We start from the raw sequence: 15,762 nt of genomic DNA, 5'->3' as shown, positions 1-15,762 counted from the left end.
CTCTTAGAATCCGAACAGGCGAAGGTACTGCTGCGTCGCATACTCCCAGGTATAGGGCGTCAAGTCGGGCAACTCCTCGCTTGATGTCTCCTTGCGCAACGTTCGCAGAATCGCGTCTGCCAACGCGGGTGAATCGCCGACCGGCACCAATTCCCCGTACCGGCCCTGCTGCAAGATCTCGGCAGGGCCGCTTTTGCAATCGGTGGAGACGGCGGGCGTGCCGCAAGCCAACGCTTCGACGAGCACGGTCGGCAAACCCTCCGTTTTGGAGGAGAGCACGAACAGCGCGGATTGGCGAATGTACGCGTAGGGGTTGCCGACAAAGCCCGGCATCCACACGTCGTCGCCCACGCCCAACTCTTCGACCAACGCTTCCAGATGCGCTCGTTCGTCGCCTTCACCCAAAATCATCAGGCGACTTCGCTCTTGCTTGCGAACCAATGCGAACGCGCGCAGGAGGTTGGAGAAATCCTTGACCCCTGTCAGCCGACCCACGCCGATGAGTACGGGAGGTTCACTCTCCCCAAACCACGAATGAAAGACATTCTCTTGTGCTAATTCAGTCATTCTTTCATTCAAGATCGGATTGTAAATTACCTTTAGGGAGTGTTCTCCAATTTTTATGATGCGGTGCAGATCTTCCGCCACGCCTTCCGAAACGCAGACGACGCGGGCGGCTTTTTTGTATAAAATGCGCATCAGCCCGACCATCACGCGAATCGCGGGGCTTTTGCTACCCATCGTGCGCGAGATCGACGTGTGTTCGGCAACGAAAACTTGGGTGTCCACACGCGCCAATCGAACGGCGAGCAACGCGATGACGTTGGCGTAATTCAAAGCGGAGAGCAGCACGGCGGGCCGCTCCTTTTTCAAAAAGCGCACCAGTGCGGGCAGAGCCCGCGTGACGCGCCCCGCTTGCAAATCGACCAAGGTGACTCCGGCGGGAATCTCATTGCGAAAAGAACCGCTGGCATCCGGGACTACGAGCTTCACCTCATGCCCGGCCTTGGCGAATCCGGCCGCCAAGTTCAGCGTCACTCGTTCTGCGCCGCCCCCTTGGAGCGTGGGAATGAACAGAGCGATGGAGTTGTTCGTCGGTCTGCTCATGAATTTCTCCTCCTGCGAAGTAGTTGGCGAACACCGCCAAGATTCAAACCAAACGCGAGTAACGCGTAGAGCACGCCCCCGATGAGAGCTTGTCCAAGCAGTGCGACGATCCCCGACCAGCCGTTGACGAGCAGCAGCACGAGGGCGAGTATCACGACGGCACCGAGCGTTTTGCCGAATTCAGCGAGCGGCAACGAGATCGGGAACACGCGACGTCCGAGCGTCCAACTCGTCAAGCAGGCGAATCCGTACGCCACACAGGCGGCGTAGGCGGAACCTTGCACGCCCCAGAGCGGAATCCACCAGAGATTGAGCAACAAATTGATCACCAATGCGCCGAGCACCGGCCAAATTTGCTGCGACGTCTTGCGCCCCAGTTGGAAGGCTTGGTCGAGGAAGTACGACTTAAACCCTTGCAAGAACGCAGACAGCGCAATCCACGGCATGATCTGTGTCGCCACACCGCGATACTCGATACCGAACAGCACCGTCGAGATGTTGCCCGCCAAACAGATGAACACCACCGTCAGCGGCAATGCGACCGCCATCAGCAACGACGCCGCACTGCGCAGAGCTTTGCCCGCCTCGTCCACGCCTTGGTTCTCCAACGTTCGAACGACCAGCGGATACGAGGCGAGGTTGACGACGACCATGACCAACACCAACGTCTGCTGGGTGAGATCGTACGCGACCGCATACGTCCCGGTCATGCCTTCTCCGAGGAAGTAGCCGAGCAAGAATCGGTCGGACGAATAGATGAGATAACCGAGCGAAAACGTGAGCGTCAGCGGCAACCCGTACTTCCACAGTTGCAGGAGAATGGCACGGTCTGTCAGCTTCGGCTTGATCTGGCGCAAAATCGTGCGTCCGAAGAAAAGCAACGGCACGACCATCCCGATCATCAACCCGTAGACGAGCCCCTGTCCGCCAAAACCGCCGTACGCAAACAGCACGCCGGAGAGGACGGTGAGCACCGCTTTGGAGATCGAGAGAATTCCGTAGCGCATCGGACTCAACCCCGAGCGCGCCGCTTCTAAAAACAGCTCGAAAAATGCAAAAATCCACAGCGAGCCCAACACCAGTTCCCAAGGCAGATTGTCCGGAAACCACCCCAACAACCCGGCGGACAAGACCCCGACGCCGGTGACTCCCATGATCAACAAGCATCCCGTCCAGACGGTGCTGAGAAACACGTCCTTGCGGTCCTTCTCATACATAGGCAGATAGCGAAGAAGTCCGACACGCAACCATTGAAAACAAACGACATTCAGCAGGCTAGCCGTGGATAGGAGCAACGTGTACCGGCCGTATTCACCGGGCACGAGCAGCCTCGTATAAAATGCGATCGCGATGAAGTTAATGGCTCCAGGCAATGCTCGGGCTAAAAAATAAAAAAGAGTGTGGCGTAGTAGCATTGACTGTTCAGACTCCTCATCTAAATCGAGCAAATTCGACACCTTTCTTCCTATTTTAAATGTGACGGGTCACGTAAGCAATACACAATTTCACAGTCATACGATTGTAGTTCTAGAACGTTTGTAAAAAAAGCTCCTGCCCACGTTATCGTGGGCAGGAGCTTTTTTTCTAGCCTTGCGGTTGAAGTGCTTTGTCTGCAATGTCTCGGCGGTAGTGAGCACCGGCGAACGAGACGCGGTTGACCGCTTCGTATGCGTTTTGCTGTGCGCTACGCAGGTCGGCGCCAAAACCGCTGATGCCGAGCACGCGACCTCCGTTGGTCACGATGCCGGACTCCGTTCGCTTCGTGCCTGCGTGAAAAATCACGCTGTTCTCATCGCCGCTCTCCAAGCCGGAGATCACATCGCCCTTGCGATACGACGCCGGGTAGCCCTCGGCGGCGAGGATGACGCAGACCGCCGCTTTTTCAGACCAAGAAATCTCTTGGAGATGAAGTGTGCCGTCGACAACGCTTGCGAAGACATCCAAGAGGTCGCTTTCCAGCAACGGCAACACGACTTGCGTTTCCGGATCGCCGAAGCGAGCGTTGAATTCGATCACTTTCGGGCCTTGCGCCGTGAGCATCAAGCCCGTGTACAGCACGCCTTTGTACGGAGTGCCTTCGGACGCGAGGCCGTCGACGACCGGACGGATGATCGTGCGCTCGACTTCTTCCAACAATTCCGGCGTGACGACCGGAACCGGGGCATACGTTCCCATGCCGCCGGTGTTCGGGCCTTTGTCACCGTCGTAGGCAGGTTTGTGGTCTTGCGCGGGAACCATCAGTCGAACGGTTTCGCCTGAAACGAACGCCATCACGGTAGCTTCTTGGCCCGTCAGGAACTCTTCGACCACCACTTTGTGACCGGCGTCGCCGAATGCATTCTCGCGCATGATGGTATCGAGCGCGGATTCTGCTTCTTCGAGCGTCATCGCCACGATGACCCCTTTGCCTGCCGCCAAGCCGTCCGCTTTGATGACAATCGGCGCACCCTGTTCACGGACATACGCACGAGCGGCGTCTGCATCGGTGAAATCGCGATACTTCGCCGTCGGAACGCCACGGCGCTCCATGACAGCTTTGGCAAATGCTTTCGACCCTTCGATCAAAGCGGCTGCCCGACGCGGGCCGAACACGCGCAGACCGCGCGCTTCAAATTCATCGACGATTCCCGCCAGAAGCGGGGCTTCCGGCCCGATGATGGTCAAGTCGATGCCTTCACGCTCTGCAAAGTCGGCCAGCGCTGCGACGTCCTCCGTCCCAATGGCCACAGAGGTCGCCCATGTTTCCGTGCCCGGGTTGCCCGGCGCGCAATACAGTTTCGGTTGTTGCGGGGATTGAGCCAGTTTCCACAGGATGGCGTGTTCACGACCCCCCGCTCCTACGACGAGAACCTTCATATAGAATGTACCTCCGAGCTTCTAGTGTTTGAAGTGACGAACGCCGGTGAAGACCATCGCGATGCCCGCTTCATCTGCCGCTGCAATCGACTCTGCGTCTTTGATCGAACCGCCCGGTTGGATGATCGCCGTAATGCCTGCCGCCGCCGCCGCTTGCACGGTGTCGCCCATCGGGAAAAACGCGTCGGATGCGAGGATCGAACCTTTGGACAACTCACCCGCTTGCTCGATGGCGATCTTCGCCGCGCCGACACGATTCATCTGCCCTGCGCCTACGCCAACGGTACGGTCGTCGTTGGCAAGAACAATCGCGTTCGACTTCACGTGCTTGACCACTTTCCAACCGAAGATCAACTGCTTCAACTCGTCGGCCGTCGGTTGACGCTTGGTGACGACTTGGACGTTCTCTTCGGTCAGCGAGAACGTGTCGAGGTCTTGGATCAACAGGCCGCCTTGCACTTTCATCGTGGTGCGCGGTGCGCCCAGCGCTTCGATGCCACCTTGCGGAGTCATCGCGACCGTCATGACACGGAGGTTTTTTTTCTGCGTGAGGATCGAGAGCGCTTCGTCGGTGTAGGACGGAGCGAGGATGATTTCGAGGAACAGTTCGCTCATTTTCGTCGCCGTCTCTGCGTCGACTTCACGATTCAGAGCGATGATTCCGCCGAAGATCGAGACCGGGTCTGCTTCATACGCCTTCATGTAGGCATCGAAAATCGTCGTGGCCACGCCCACGCCGCACGGGTTGGTGTGCTTGATCGCCACCACCGCCGGTTCGGTGAACTCATGAACGATGGAGAGCGCTGCGTTGGCGTCGTTGATGTTGTTGTAGGAAAGTTCCTTGCCGTGCAACTGCTTCGCGCCTGCGATGGTGTGCAGAGCCGCACCGGGCTCTGCGTAGAACGCCGCATGTTGGTGTGGGTTCTCGCCGTAGCGGAGGTCTTGGACTTTTTCGTAGGTCAGCGTGAGTTTTTCCGGGAACTCGTCGCCGGTTGCTTTGGAGAGGTATTGCGAGATCAGCGCGTCATACGCGGCGGTGTGACGGAAGACTTTGGTCGCGAGTTTGAGCTTCTCTTCGCGGGACAGCGCCACGCCGTTGCGAAGCGAGTTGATGACCAACGCATAGTCGGATGCATCGACGACCACGGTGACGTCTTGGTAGTTTTTTGCCGCCGCACGAAGCATCGACGGACCGCCGATGTCGATGTTTTCAATCGCATCTTCGAACTCGACGCCCGGTTTGGAGATCGTTTCTTTGAACGGGTAGAGGTTGACGATCACGTAGTCGATCGGCTGGATGCCAAGGCCCTCAATCGCCCCCACATGTTCGGTGTTCGAGCGAATCGCCAGCAACCCGCCGAAGATGTTCGGATGCAGCGTTTTCAATCGACCGTCCATAATTTCCGGGAATCCCGTCACGTCCGAGATGTTCGTGACCGGGATGCCGGCGTCTTGCAGGAGTTTGTGCGTGCCGCCCGTCGAGACGACTTCCACATCGTGTGCCACCAGTTCTTGCGCCAATTCCACGACGCCCGTTTTGTCCGATACGCTGATCAGTGCGCGTTTCATGCTTGCATTCCTCCGCTCGTAAAAATTGCTTGTCCCTGACTCATCCGCAGTTCGCCGCTCACCAACGCCCTCGTCACCTCAGGCAGAATCTGGTGCTCGACGGCGTGAATTTTTTGGCTCAACGATTCCATCGTGTCGTTCGCTTCCACATGCACCGTTTCTTGGCGAATGATCGGCCCGGTGTCCATGCCTTCGTCAATGAAGTGAACGGTCACGCCCGTATACTTTACGCCCGCGTCAAACGCATCTTGGATCGCCGTCGCTCCCGGAAACATCGGCAAAAGCGACGGATGCACGTTGATCGTGCGACCGCCGTACGCCGCCAGGAACGTCGGTCCGCAAAGTCTCATGTAGCCCGCGAGCACGACAAATTCCACACCTCGTGCTTGCAGGTCGGCGACGACTTGCGCTTCGTAGGCCGCTTTGTCGGCAAATTCACGCGGGCGGTAGACCAGAGCGTCTACGCCCGCTTTTTCGGCGCGTTCGATGACGCCGGCACTCGGGCGGTCACAGACGAGGCAGGCCACCTCGCCCGGGATCGTGCCGTCCGCTACTCGTTCAAACAGGACCTGAGCGTTTGACCCAGATCCTGATGCAAAGATGGCAAACTTGCGGAGTTCGCGACTCATGCGAGAGTTCCTTTCAAGCGCACGTCTTGCGCGCCCTCGACAATCGAACCGATGAGATACGCGCTCTCGCCGAGTTCGACCGCTGCGGCGAGAACTTCGTTTGCTTGCTCGGCCGGTACGACCAGCACCATGCCGATGCCCATGTTGAACGTGCGATAGAGATCCGTTTCGCCGATGTTGCCCAGACGTTGCATCGTGTTAAACACCGGAAGCACCGGCCAGGAGCCGACTTCGATCTCCGCCGCCACGCCTTCGGGCAGAACACGCGGGATGTTTTCCAAAAAACCGCCGCCGGTGATATGCGCCATCGCGCGGATGTCAAATCGGGACAACAGGTTCAAGACCGTTTTCACATAAATACGCGTCGGTGTCAACAGTTCTTCACCAAGCGGTCGACCGATCTCCGGGAAGACGTGATCCAATCCGTAGCCACCGTCTTCGAAAAACAACTTGCGCACCAGCGAGTAGCCGTTCGAATGAATGCCGCTGGACGCCAATCCGATCAATGAATCTCCCACTTTTACGTTCGACGGGTCGATCATTTTGTCTTTGTCTACCACACCGACAGTAAAACCTGCGATGTCGTACTCGCCCGCTTGGTACATGCCCGGCATCTCTGCCGTTTCGCCGCCGATCAATGCGCAACCCGAGAGCTCGCAACCGTCCGCGATGCCCTTGACGACGTCCTCGATGACGCCCGGCTCAACTTTGCCCGTTGCGAAGTAGTCGAGGAAAAACAGCGGTTCTGCGCCCATCACGATGATGTCGTTGACGCACATCGCCACCGCATCGATGCCGATCGTGTCGTGGCGGTTCATCGCAAATGCGACTTTCAACTTCGTGCCGACTCCGTCTGTGCCGGAGACGAGCATCGGGTTTTTGTATTTCGAAACGTCCAACTGAAACCCGCCGCCAAAGCCGCCGAGCATGGTGGCAACTTCCGGGCGCATCGTGCGGGCTACGTGCGACTTCATGCGGCGCACCGCTTCATTTCCTGCATCGATGTCCACGCCCGCTGCTTTGTACAGTTCGCTCATCTTCCGTTCCTCCGTCCTAGTTGCGGTCCAAGATCATCTTGGACAGGTCTTCGTAGATTTCCGTCGGGTACTTGCCGTTGAAGCACGCGTTGCAATGTCCGTGGTCGCTGCTTTCGATGCCAAACGCCCGCATCATGTTGCCTTCGCTGAGATACGCCAGCGAATCGGCGCCGATGTATTCGCGAATTTCTTCAACCGACTTGCGAGACGCGATCAGTTCTTCCTTGGCCGACGTGTCGATGCCATAGAAGCACGAGTGCGTGACAGGCGGCGACGCGATGCGAACGTGAACCGAAACCGCCCCTGCTTCGCGAAGCATCTGGACGATGCGACCGGAAGTCGTGCCGCGCACGATGGAGTCGTCGATGAGCACGACTCGTTTTCCCTCGACGATCTTGCGGACGGCGTTGAGTTTCAGACGCACACCGCGTGCGCGGAGCTCTTGGCTCGGTTGGATGAACGTGCGGCCGATGTAGCGGTTTTTGATCAAGCCGATCTCGTACGGGATGCCCGATTCCTCCGCATAGCCGATCGCCGAGGAGATCGAAGAGTCCGGCACGCCGATGACGACGTCCGCTTCGACCGGATGTTCTTGGTAGAGCAGGCGGCCGAAGTCTTTGCGGACGTGGTGGACGTTGTAGCCGTCGATGTCGGAGTCGGGACGTGCGAAGTAGATGTATTCGAAGGTGCAGAGCGCCTTTTTCGCTTGGCCTGCAAAACGGGTGGACTCGATGCCGTCCTTGGAGATGACGACCATCTCGCCCGGTTCGATGTCGCGGATGAATTCAGCGCCGATCGTGTCGAACGCGCAGGACTCGGACGAAACGCAGTAGGCGTCGCCGACTTTGCCGAGCACCATCGGACGCAAACCGTTCGCGTCGCGCATCGCGTAGAGTTTGTCATCGCTGAGGATGACAAACGCGTACGCGCCTTTGACGATGGAGAGCGCTTCTTTGATGCTTTCCTTGACATCGTTGCTGTCGGCGCGGGCGATCAAGTGCGCGACGACTTCGGTGTCGGACGTCGACTGGAAGATCGCGCCGCGACGCTCCAAGAACTGACGCAGTTGGTGCGCGTTGACGAGGTTTCCGTTGTGAGCCAGCGCGAGGTTGCCGCGAATGAAGTTGAAGACGAGCGGTTGCGCGTTGAGCAGTTGCGAGACGCCGGTGGTCGAGTAACGAACGTGCCCGACCCCTGCGTGACCTTTGCTCAGACGTTCCATGGAGGAAGTCGGAATCGCTTCTGCGACGAGCCCCATGCCTTTTTGGTGGTACAGTTTCATGCCGTCGACGGTCGCGATCCCCGCCGATTCTTGGCCGCGATGTTGCAAGGCGATCAGCGCGAAGTACGTCAATTCGGCTGCGTTCTCATGTCCGAAGATCCCGAACACGCCGCACTCTTCGTTCCATTTATCGAAAATGTCGTCGTCGCGCCATTCGTTGCTTTCTACTTCATGAGACATGGGATTGCCCCTCTCCAAGTCGATTCGAGATGAGTGACGACTTCATCAACGGCCGTCTCCCCATTCACACGAATTTCGAGACGGTCGCCGCCGATGGTGCCAAGTACGGTAGAGGACACGCCTTCTTTTGCAAAAAGCGCCTCTACAGAATTCAGTTGCTCCGGCGTGACTTCCACGAGGATGCGGGAGCCTGCTTCGCCGAACAGCACTTCGTCCAAACGCTGTGCCGATTTGAGATCAAGGGTCGCGCCCAATTTGCCGCCGATGCAAGATTCGGCGATGGCGACGGCGAGACCGCCTTCTGCCAAGTCGTGAGCTGCGCGGACGTAGCCGGTTTGGATGGCGGTGAGGACAGCGGTCTGAACCGCTTTTTCCACTTGCAGGTCGAGCGCCGGTGCATCGCCTGCAACCAAGCCGTGTACGACGCGCAGGTATTCGGTGCCGCCGATGGATGCGGTGTCGGACGGGCCGACGAGCAGGATGTGGTTGCCTGCCGTTTTGAATTCTTGGGTCGTGATGTGATCGATGTCGTCTACGAGACCGACCATCCCGATGATCGGGGTCGGGTAGATGTCGAGGTCGTTCGTTTGGTTGTAGAGCGAGACGTTGCCGGAGATGACCGGAGTTGCGAGAGCAACACACGCTTCGGACATGCCTGCGCAAGATTCTTCGAATTGGTAGAAGATCTCCGGTTTTTCAGGAGACGAGTAGTTCAGGCAGTCGGTGACGGCGAGCGGCTTGCCCCCGGAGCAGACGACGTTGCGGGCTGCTTCGGCGATGGCGTGTTGACCGCCGCGGCGCGGGTTCAAGTAGACATAGCGGCCGTTGCCGTCCGTACACATCGCCAACGCTTTGCGCGTGCCGCGAATCGAGACGATCGCTGCGTCGGAGCCCGGGCGAACGATGGTGGACGTGCGGACCATGTAGTCGTATTGCGAATACACGTACTCCTTGGACGCGATGGTCGGCGTGCGCAGGAGGGTGTGCAGGGTTTCGGTGTAATTCTCCGGTTGCGAGATCGTCGACGGATCGAACGCGAGCGTTTCGTCGAGGTACTTCGGACGAGCGGACGGACGGTGGTAGACCGGCGCGTCGTCGACGAGGGTCGTGACTTCGATCTCGGCAACCGTTTCGTCGCCTTCTTTCAGACGGAGCATGCCATCCTCGGTGACGCGACCGATGACGGTGGCTTCCAAGTTCCATTTTTTGAAGATCTCTTCGGCGATATGCTCTTTGCCTTTTTCCATAACGACGAGCATGCGCTCTTGGGATTCGGAGAGCATCAGTTCATACGGGGTCATGCCTTCTTCGCGACGCGGAACTTTCAGCATGTCGAGTTCGAGGCCGGACCCTGCACGAGCTGCCATTTCTGAGGAAGACGAGGTCAGACCTGCCGCCCCCATGTCTTGAATCCCGACGACCGCCCCGGTGGCGATCAGTTCGAGGCAGGCTTCGAGGAGCAGTTTTTCCATGAACGGGTCGCCGACTTGCACAGCGGAGCGTTCCTTGGTGTGCGGGTCTTCCACCGAGGCGAACGTTGCGCCGTGGATGCCGTCGCGGCCGGTGCGTGCGCCGACGGCGAGAACCGGGTTGCCGACGCCTGACGCGGTGCCCTTCGCGATTTCATCGTGGGTGAGGAGACCGACGCACATGGCGTTGACGAGCGGGTTGTATTTGTAACGGTCGTCGAATACGACTTCGCCGCCGACCGTAGGAATTCCGATGCAATTGCCATAGCCTGCGATGCCTGCTACGACGTTACCGAACAAATAGCGGTTGTGTGCGTTCTCTGCGCCTTCAATTTCGCCGAAACGCAGCGAGTTGAGGAGCGCAATCGGGCGAGCGCCCATTGTGAATACGTCGCGGATGATCCCGCCGACGCCCGTTGCCGCGCCTTGGTACGGTTCGATGGCGGACGGATGGTTGTGCGATTCGATCTTGAAGGAAACGGCGAGGTTGTCGCCGATGTCGATGATCCCTGCATTTTCACCCGGCCCTTGCAGGACGTGCGGAGCTTGAGTCGGGAACTTTTTCAAAACGGGACGGGAGGACTTGTACGAGCAGTGCTCCGACCACATGACGGAGTAGATGCCGGTCTCGACGTAGTTCGGTTGACGGCCCATCAGCGTGACGACTTTGTTGTATTCTTCATCGTTCAGACCGAAAGTACGGTAGATTTTCTCTTCGGCGATCTGTTGCGGAGTCGGTTCGTTACGCACGTTGGCGGCCCTCCCAAGCTTTCAGAATCGAGGTAAAAAGCGCCTTGCCGTCGGCCGAGCCGAGCAAGTCGTGTACAGCGCGTTCCGGGTGCGGCATCATCCCGAGGACGTTGCGAGCTTCGTTGCAAATGCCCGCGATGCGTTCAATCGAGCCGTTCGGGTCGCATTCGTGATAGCGGAATACGACTTGGTTGTTGGCGTTCAGACGAGCGAGCGTTGCTTCGTCGGCGTAGTAGTTGCCTTCGCCGTGCGCGATCGGGATGTTGACGACGTCGCCTTTTTGATAGTCGAGAGTGAACGGCGTGTCCGCATTCTCCACGACGAGCGGCGTTATTTCGCAACGGAATTGCATGGTGTTGTTGTGACGCAGAGCGCCCGGCAGGAGTCCGGTTTCGGTGAGAATTTGGAACCCGTTGCAGATGCCGATGATGAACTTGCCTTTTTCAGCTTCGCGTTTGACAGCTTCCATGACCGGGGAGAGGCTCGCCATCGCGCCGCAGCGCAGGTAGTCGCCGTAGGAGAAGCCCCCCGGCACGATGATGCAATCGTAATCGGACAGGTCATCGGTATGGTGCCAAACGGTATCGACCGGCTGTTGCAGCACGTCTTCTACCGCTTTGACCGCGTCGATGTCGCAGTTGGAACCCGGGAACACCAGAACGGCAAACTTCATGGGTTTTAGGCCTCCACCAGTTGGAATTCGTATTTCTCGATGACGGTGTTCGAGAGCAGTTTTTCGCACATTTCGGTGATGCGTTCCTCGGCGACCGCACGGTCGGTCGTGTCCACTTTGACTTCGAGGAACTTGCCGATGCGCACGTCGGTGACTTCATCGTAGCCCAGTGCGTGCAGAGATTTGGTGACGGCGGTGCCTTGCGGGTCGAGAACGGACGCTTTCAGGGTGACGTGGATGCGTGCGAGAATCATACTTCGACCCCTCCCAGACGTTTCAGCATTTCTTGGTACGCTTCTTCGACCCCGCCCATGTCGCGGCGGAAACGGTCTTTGTCGAGCTTTTCCTTGGTGTCTGCATCCCAGAAACGGCAGGTGTCCGGGGAGATTTCGTCTGCGAGGATGACTTCACCCGACGGCGTGATGCCGAATTCGAGCTTGAAATCGACGAGGATGACGTTGCGTTGCTTCATATAGTCCACGAGGATGTCGTTGATTTGACGGCCGTAGACTTCCAGTTGTTTGACGGTTTCCGGCGTTGCCAGTTCCAGCACTTCGATGTGCGAATCGTTGATCAGCGGATCGCCGAGGGAGTCGTCTTTGTAGTAGAACTCCACGACGGTTTTCGGGAGGACGGTTCCTTCCGGCATGCCAAGGCGTTTCGCGAGCGAGCCTGCCGCGACGTTGCGGACGACGACTTCAAGCAAGATGATCTCAACTTTTTTGACGAGCTGTTCGCGGTCGTTCAGCTTCTCCACGAAGTGGGTCGGGATGCCGCGTTCGTTCAGCATTTCCATGAAGATGGTGGAGATCGCGTTGTTCAGTTGGCCTTTGCCGGTGATTTGGCCTTTTTTGTCGCCGTTGAACGCGGTTGCGTCGTCTTTGTATTCCACGATGTAGAGATCCGCTTGGTCGGTGATGTAGACTTTCTTCGCTTTGCCTTCGTACAGCATTTCGCCTTTGGTTGCCATCATGTGAAAAAACCTCCCTGTGGGTTTCGGTATCGTTGTGTTGAAAAAATTGTGGGACTCTCCTCCCCGTCCTTCCACGGTCAAGTAAGTTAGACGGCAGCAAGGAGAGTCCCGGATGAAGTTGTCCTCTTTATTTGGAGAGATACGCTTCGACGCCGATCTCTTGGAGTTTGTCGTCCTTGGCATTGACTTCCGCCGCGAGGTTTTCGCGGAAGGTGACGAGGCGTTCTGCCAGCGCTTCGTCTGCACCTGCGAGGATTTGCGCGGCGAGCAGGCCGGCGTTGTACGCGCCGTTGACAGCTACTGTTGCAACCGGAATGCCCTTGGGCATCTGCACGATCGCGTAGAGTGCGTCGATCCCGTTGATCGCGCCGCCTTGGATCGGAACGCCGATAACCGGAAGCGTCGTGCAAGCGGCGACGACACCCGGAAGGTGAGCGGCCAGACCTGCGCCTGCGATGATTGCGCCAAACCCGTTGGCTTTTGCCTCGTGTGCAAGCTTCATCGTTTTGTCCGGCACGCGGTGTGCGGACGAGATGCGGACTTCGGTTTCAATTTCCAGTGCAGCGAGTGCTTTCGCCGCGTCGTTCATGATCTTCAGATCAGAGTCACTGCCCATGAGAATCAGTACCTTTTTTGCCATTGTTGTCATTCCTCCCAGAGTATGGTGTGTAAAAGCATGCAAAAAAAGCCCAGCTGGGTAGACTTCTCTCTTACATCACTACGAATAAGAGTGAAACCTACCCGCCTGGGCTTTTGTCCCTTCGGTGTCATGTCCATGTCTAGTGGACATGCGAATCGCTCGGACCTACACAAAGAGAGCAAGGTGCAGGAACCCTAGATTCGCTTTCAACTCGTAGTCCGGCAATTTCCGGTTGCCGGGTAGAGACGCTCGGGCCAGATCCCCAAGCATATACGAGACTATGAAGTTTTTGTTGCACTGTCTACTGTTAGAATACCACTCAGGTAGATGTGAGTCAACAAAAACCGAACATTCCATGTGAGGATTTTGAGATCGTTCGATATTTGGTCATGAACAGAAAACTCCGTCATAGCGCTCCCCGTGAGCTCATAGACTGTAACATTACGCATTCGGAGTGATGATGCATGACGCGCACGTTTCGCATTCGTGACACGCAACGGTTTTTGTTTTTGACGCTGCTGTTCCCTCTCATCCCCATGTTGTTGGCGGTTATCCAACCAGCGTGGACATTCAATTTAATCGTATTGATCATTTTCCTCGTCGTCCTCATGTTCCGCACCGCTCTGCGCACGCGGGAGTTTGCGGTGGGTCGAGACGTGATTCGGATCGACCGCGGGTTGTTGGAGCAGAGCTACTCGCATGAGCAAATCTATGAGTTTTTTCTGATTAAAAACAACGGACTGGCGCTGCGGTTGGAGCAGCGGCATCGGATCGTGCGGCTGCATATCGACGATTACGACATGGCGGTGCGGGCGATTGAAGAGTACGCCAATCGCCACGCCATCCCGATGACAGACCGCCGACCGAGGCAGCGGGTGGAATATTGGAGGTAGCGGGAGTGAAAAAAACGCCCTGTTCACGCACATCGTGCGCGGGAGGGCGTTTTTTTGTGCGACTATTTGCTGTATGCTGGAGAGTATCAGCTACGTTTTTTGAAGGAGTGTTCCTCATGGTCCAGCGCGCTTCGGTCTCTTCGCGCACTTCTGCGCCCGGTTCCGAGAAGCAAGCAACGTCCCCGGTTCAGCAAGCCCATCCCCGCACGCTCACGTCTCAGCTCTTGCAGATGCAACAAATGTACGGCAACCAAGCGGTTTCGCAGATGATGAAGTCGTACGGGAGCCAGAACGCCCAGCCGATTCAGCGCGTGACGAGCTATCATCAGTTTGCGCAGACTTCACGGATCGGCACCAAGCCCGCCAAGATTTTGCTCGATTATTGGGCGCTGTTGGTGCGAATCTCGCAAGCCATGATGGCAAAGTCGGCCAAGGTTCCTTCCGTGTTCAGTCAAGCGAAAGTGGCCAGCATCACCATCCAGAGCAATTACGTCCCCAAAGTCCTGACCCCTACCGATACGCTCTCCCCCGAGCAAGTGAAAGAGTACCGTCAAGCTCTTGAAGATCTGTGGAGCCAGCTCGAATATCTGGAACCTGACGTTGACGAAGCAGAAGCCGGCACGTATGCACCGCCGGAGCCGGTTGATCAGATCGATCCCGAGAAGTCGCCCGCCGTCAACAACAACAAGCCGACGCTCAAACTCTACCGCAAGATGCATGCCAGCGAAGCGCAAAGCATCAAGCAAAACGGCCTGCCCAAAGCCATGACCTTCAACACCAGCGACTCGTACAAAAAATACTTCACCACGTCCCTCTCCCACACCCAAGAGTTCCAAAACGCCAACTCCACCGACGCGAGCAACGAAGTCGTCATGGAGTTCGTGGTGGACTGGGACTCCTATTGGAAATACGTCAGCGACTTCGCCAAGCCCAATCAAAAAACGGGCGTCATGAGCGACCGCAACTCCGCGATCATGAACCAAGAACGGCTGGTCAAAGGCCCGCGTGCGAACTTCCTCGTGCAAGATCAAGTGGATCAAGTGCATTCGGCCAAGGAGCATCACAACATCGGAGTCGGACAGGGCAACGTCGCCGACTTTAACAAATTCATCATCTCACAGCGCGTTATGGACGTCTCCGAATGGCAGACGGCCGACTAATCTCATTTTCAAAAAAAAAGCGGAAGGCCCCCAGGGTCCTTTCGCTTTTTCTTTTTCTCCTACCTCGTTCTGTTGGCACGGGGTTCTCCATACCTTATAGAAATCGACAACGAGGAGGGCGACGGCAGTTGATGCTCGCGGACTATTTGCATACGTTGACGCTGTATCACTTGGCAGATCTGTATGACACCTTGTACCAGCCGGACGTGCCGCACTTCTATACGGAAGATGAGTATCGAGAGTCGGTGCTGGCGTATTGGAGCAACCCGCAGAACTGGGACGCGATGGTCGCGTCGTTGTCCTCGACGGAGCGGCAGATTTTGACGAGGTTGGCGTTGCAGGAGCGCTGTCAGATTGACGCATTTTTGGAGGAATTGAGCAACTTGGGATTGGTGATTTTGCATCGGGAAGTGAACCGATTTGAAGTGCCGGACGACGTGAGAGTTGAGTTGTTGGAGCGTCTGCCGAGTTTGCAAGACCGCCTGTCCGCACTGGAAACAGAGGCAGAAGATGGCGGCGCTCCGGTGTGACATTTTTGGTTCGT

At 57.3% G+C, this 15,762-nt stretch carries 15 protein-coding genes and 1 riboswitch; of the genes, 3 read left to right on the top strand and 12 right to left on the bottom strand.

The window, feature by feature from the left end; translation table 11 throughout:
• Positions 1-3 precede the first annotated feature (3 nt).
• From JJB07_RS21865 to purE, 12 genes are all read right to left on the bottom strand, one after another.
• Positions 4-1,107, bottom strand: coding sequence for a glycosyltransferase (locus JJB07_RS21865; RefSeq protein WP_201638240.1), 1,104 nt, complete (start codon positions 1,105-1,107; stop codon positions 4-6).
• Positions 1,104-2,522 (bottom strand): lipopolysaccharide biosynthesis protein, encoded by a 1,419-nt coding sequence (locus JJB07_RS21860; protein WP_236588302.1) that lies wholly within the window; start codon positions 2,520-2,522, stop codon positions 1,104-1,106. Before JJB07_RS21860 ends, JJB07_RS21865 begins: the two co-directional genes overlap by 4 nt.
• A 169-nt stretch (positions 2,523-2,691) precedes the next feature.
• Entirely contained in the window at positions 2,692-3,963 is a 1,272-nt protein-coding gene (gene purD, locus JJB07_RS21855; protein ID WP_201638238.1) for a phosphoribosylamine--glycine ligase, read from the bottom strand.
• Positions 3,964-3,984: 21 nt separating this feature from the next.
• The gene (purH, locus tag JJB07_RS21850; RefSeq protein WP_201638237.1) at positions 3,985-5,532 is read right to left on the bottom strand and encodes a bifunctional phosphoribosylaminoimidazolecarboxamide formyltransferase/IMP cyclohydrolase; all 1,548 of its coding nucleotides are present in this window, start codon (positions 5,530-5,532) and stop codon (positions 3,985-3,987) included.
• The gene (gene purN, locus JJB07_RS21845; RefSeq protein ID WP_201638236.1) at positions 5,529-6,161 is read right to left on the bottom strand and encodes a phosphoribosylglycinamide formyltransferase; all 633 of its coding nucleotides are present in this window, start codon (positions 6,159-6,161) and stop codon (positions 5,529-5,531) included. Before purN ends, purH begins: the two co-directional genes overlap by 4 nt.
• A complete protein-coding gene (gene purM / locus JJB07_RS21840; RefSeq protein WP_201638235.1) occupies positions 6,158-7,198 on the bottom strand; it encodes a phosphoribosylformylglycinamidine cyclo-ligase in 1,041 nt (346 codons plus the stop codon). The genes purN and purM overlap by 4 nt, the downstream gene beginning before the upstream one ends.
• A gap of 16 nt (positions 7,199-7,214) precedes the next feature.
• A complete protein-coding gene (gene purF, locus JJB07_RS21835) occupies positions 7,215-8,660 on the bottom strand; it encodes an amidophosphoribosyltransferase (protein WP_201638234.1) in 1,446 nt (481 codons plus the stop codon).
• Positions 8,645-10,879, bottom strand: coding sequence for a phosphoribosylformylglycinamidine synthase subunit PurL (gene purL, locus JJB07_RS21830; protein WP_201638233.1), 2,235 nt, complete (start codon positions 10,877-10,879; stop codon positions 8,645-8,647). Before purL ends, purF begins: the two co-directional genes overlap by 16 nt.
• Positions 10,872-11,552 carry a phosphoribosylformylglycinamidine synthase subunit PurQ gene (gene purQ / locus JJB07_RS21825; RefSeq protein ID WP_201638232.1) on the bottom strand — a complete coding sequence of 227 codons (681 nt, stop codon included), beginning with the start codon at positions 11,550-11,552 and terminating at the stop codon, positions 10,872-10,874. The genes purL and purQ overlap by 8 nt, the downstream gene beginning before the upstream one ends.
• Positions 11,553-11,557: 5 nt before the next feature.
• Complete coding sequence (purS, locus tag JJB07_RS21820) at positions 11,558-11,806, bottom strand: phosphoribosylformylglycinamidine synthase subunit PurS (protein WP_201638231.1); 249 nt, start codon at positions 11,804-11,806, stop codon at positions 11,558-11,560.
• Positions 11,803-12,522 carry a phosphoribosylaminoimidazolesuccinocarboxamide synthase gene (gene purC, locus JJB07_RS21815; protein WP_201638261.1) on the bottom strand — a complete coding sequence of 240 codons (720 nt, stop codon included), beginning with the start codon at positions 12,520-12,522 and terminating at the stop codon, positions 11,803-11,805. Before purC ends, purS begins: the two co-directional genes overlap by 4 nt.
• Positions 12,523-12,652: 130 nt before the next feature.
• The gene (gene purE, locus JJB07_RS21810) at positions 12,653-13,165 is read right to left on the bottom strand and encodes a 5-(carboxyamino)imidazole ribonucleotide mutase (RefSeq protein ID WP_201638230.1); all 513 of its coding nucleotides are present in this window, start codon (positions 13,163-13,165) and stop codon (positions 12,653-12,655) included.
• Between the two features lie 194 nt (positions 13,166-13,359).
• A riboswitch (purine riboswitch) is annotated at positions 13,360-13,461 on the bottom strand.
• Positions 13,462-13,629: 168 nt separating this feature from the next.
• On the opposite strand from purE, the gene JJB07_RS21805 reads away from it, so the two are divergent.
• The 3 genes from JJB07_RS21805 (at position 13,630) to JJB07_RS21795 (ending at position 15,748) form a co-directional block, all read left to right on the top strand.
• Entirely contained in the window at positions 13,630-14,058 is a 429-nt protein-coding gene (locus tag JJB07_RS21805; protein WP_201638229.1) for a hypothetical protein, read from the top strand.
• 116 nt (positions 14,059-14,174) lie between these two features.
• Positions 14,175-15,218: a hypothetical protein gene (locus JJB07_RS21800; RefSeq protein WP_201638228.1), complete on the top strand. Its 1,044-nt coding sequence runs from the start codon at positions 14,175-14,177 to the stop codon at positions 15,216-15,218.
• 128 nt (positions 15,219-15,346) lie between these two features.
• Positions 15,347-15,748, top strand: coding sequence for a hypothetical protein (locus JJB07_RS21795; RefSeq protein ID WP_201638227.1), 402 nt, complete (start codon positions 15,347-15,349; stop codon positions 15,746-15,748).
• Positions 15,749-15,762: the final 14 nt, after the last annotated feature.

It is taken from the genome of Tumebacillus amylolyticus (assembly GCF_016722965.1).
GTDB classification, from domain to species: Bacteria; Bacillota; Bacilli; order Tumebacillales; family Tumebacillaceae; genus Tumebacillus; species Tumebacillus amylolyticus.
The sequence above is the reverse complement of the archived record's forward strand: the minus strand, read 5'-3'. Positions and strand labels throughout refer to the sequence as shown.

Bases quoted from the DNA above. Each gene is read 5' to 3' on its own strand.
- JJB07_RS21865 (WP_201638240.1), bottom strand. From the start codon at position 1,107: ATGAGCAGACCGACGAACAACTCCATCGCTCTGTTCATTCCCACGCTC.
- JJB07_RS21860 (WP_236588302.1), bottom strand. From the start codon at position 2,522: ATGCTACTACGCCACACTCTTTTTTATTTTTTAGCCCGAGCATTGCCT.
- purD (WP_201638238.1), bottom strand. From the start codon at position 3,963: ATGAAGGTTCTCGTCGTAGGAGCGGGGGGTCGTGAACACGCCATCCTG.
- purH (WP_201638237.1), bottom strand. From the start codon at position 5,532: ATGAAACGCGCACTGATCAGCGTATCGGACAAAACGGGCGTCGTGGAA.
- purN (WP_201638236.1), bottom strand. From the start codon at position 6,161: ATGAGTCGCGAACTCCGCAAGTTTGCCATCTTTGCATCAGGATCTGGG.
- purM (WP_201638235.1), bottom strand. From the start codon at position 7,198: ATGAGCGAACTGTACAAAGCAGCGGGCGTGGACATCGATGCAGGAAAT.
- purF (WP_201638234.1), bottom strand. From the start codon at position 8,660: ATGTCTCATGAAGTAGAAAGCAACGAATGGCGCGACGACGACATTTTC.
- purQ (WP_201638232.1), bottom strand. From the start codon at position 11,552: ATGAAGTTTGCCGTTCTGGTGTTCCCGGGTTCCAACTGCGACATCGAC.
- purS (WP_201638231.1), bottom strand. From the start codon at position 11,806: ATGATTCTCGCACGCATCCACGTCACCCTGAAAGCGTCCGTTCTCGAC.
- purC (WP_201638261.1), bottom strand. From the start codon at position 12,522: ATGGCAACCAAAGGCGAAATGCTGTACGAAGGCAAAGCGAAGAAAGTC.
- purE (WP_201638230.1), bottom strand. From the start codon at position 13,165: ATGGCAAAAAAGGTACTGATTCTCATGGGCAGTGACTCTGATCTGAAG.
- JJB07_RS21805 (WP_201638229.1), top strand. From the start codon at position 13,630: ATGACGCGCACGTTTCGCATTCGTGACACGCAACGGTTTTTGTTTTTG.
- JJB07_RS21800 (WP_201638228.1), top strand. From the start codon at position 14,175: ATGGTCCAGCGCGCTTCGGTCTCTTCGCGCACTTCTGCGCCCGGTTCC.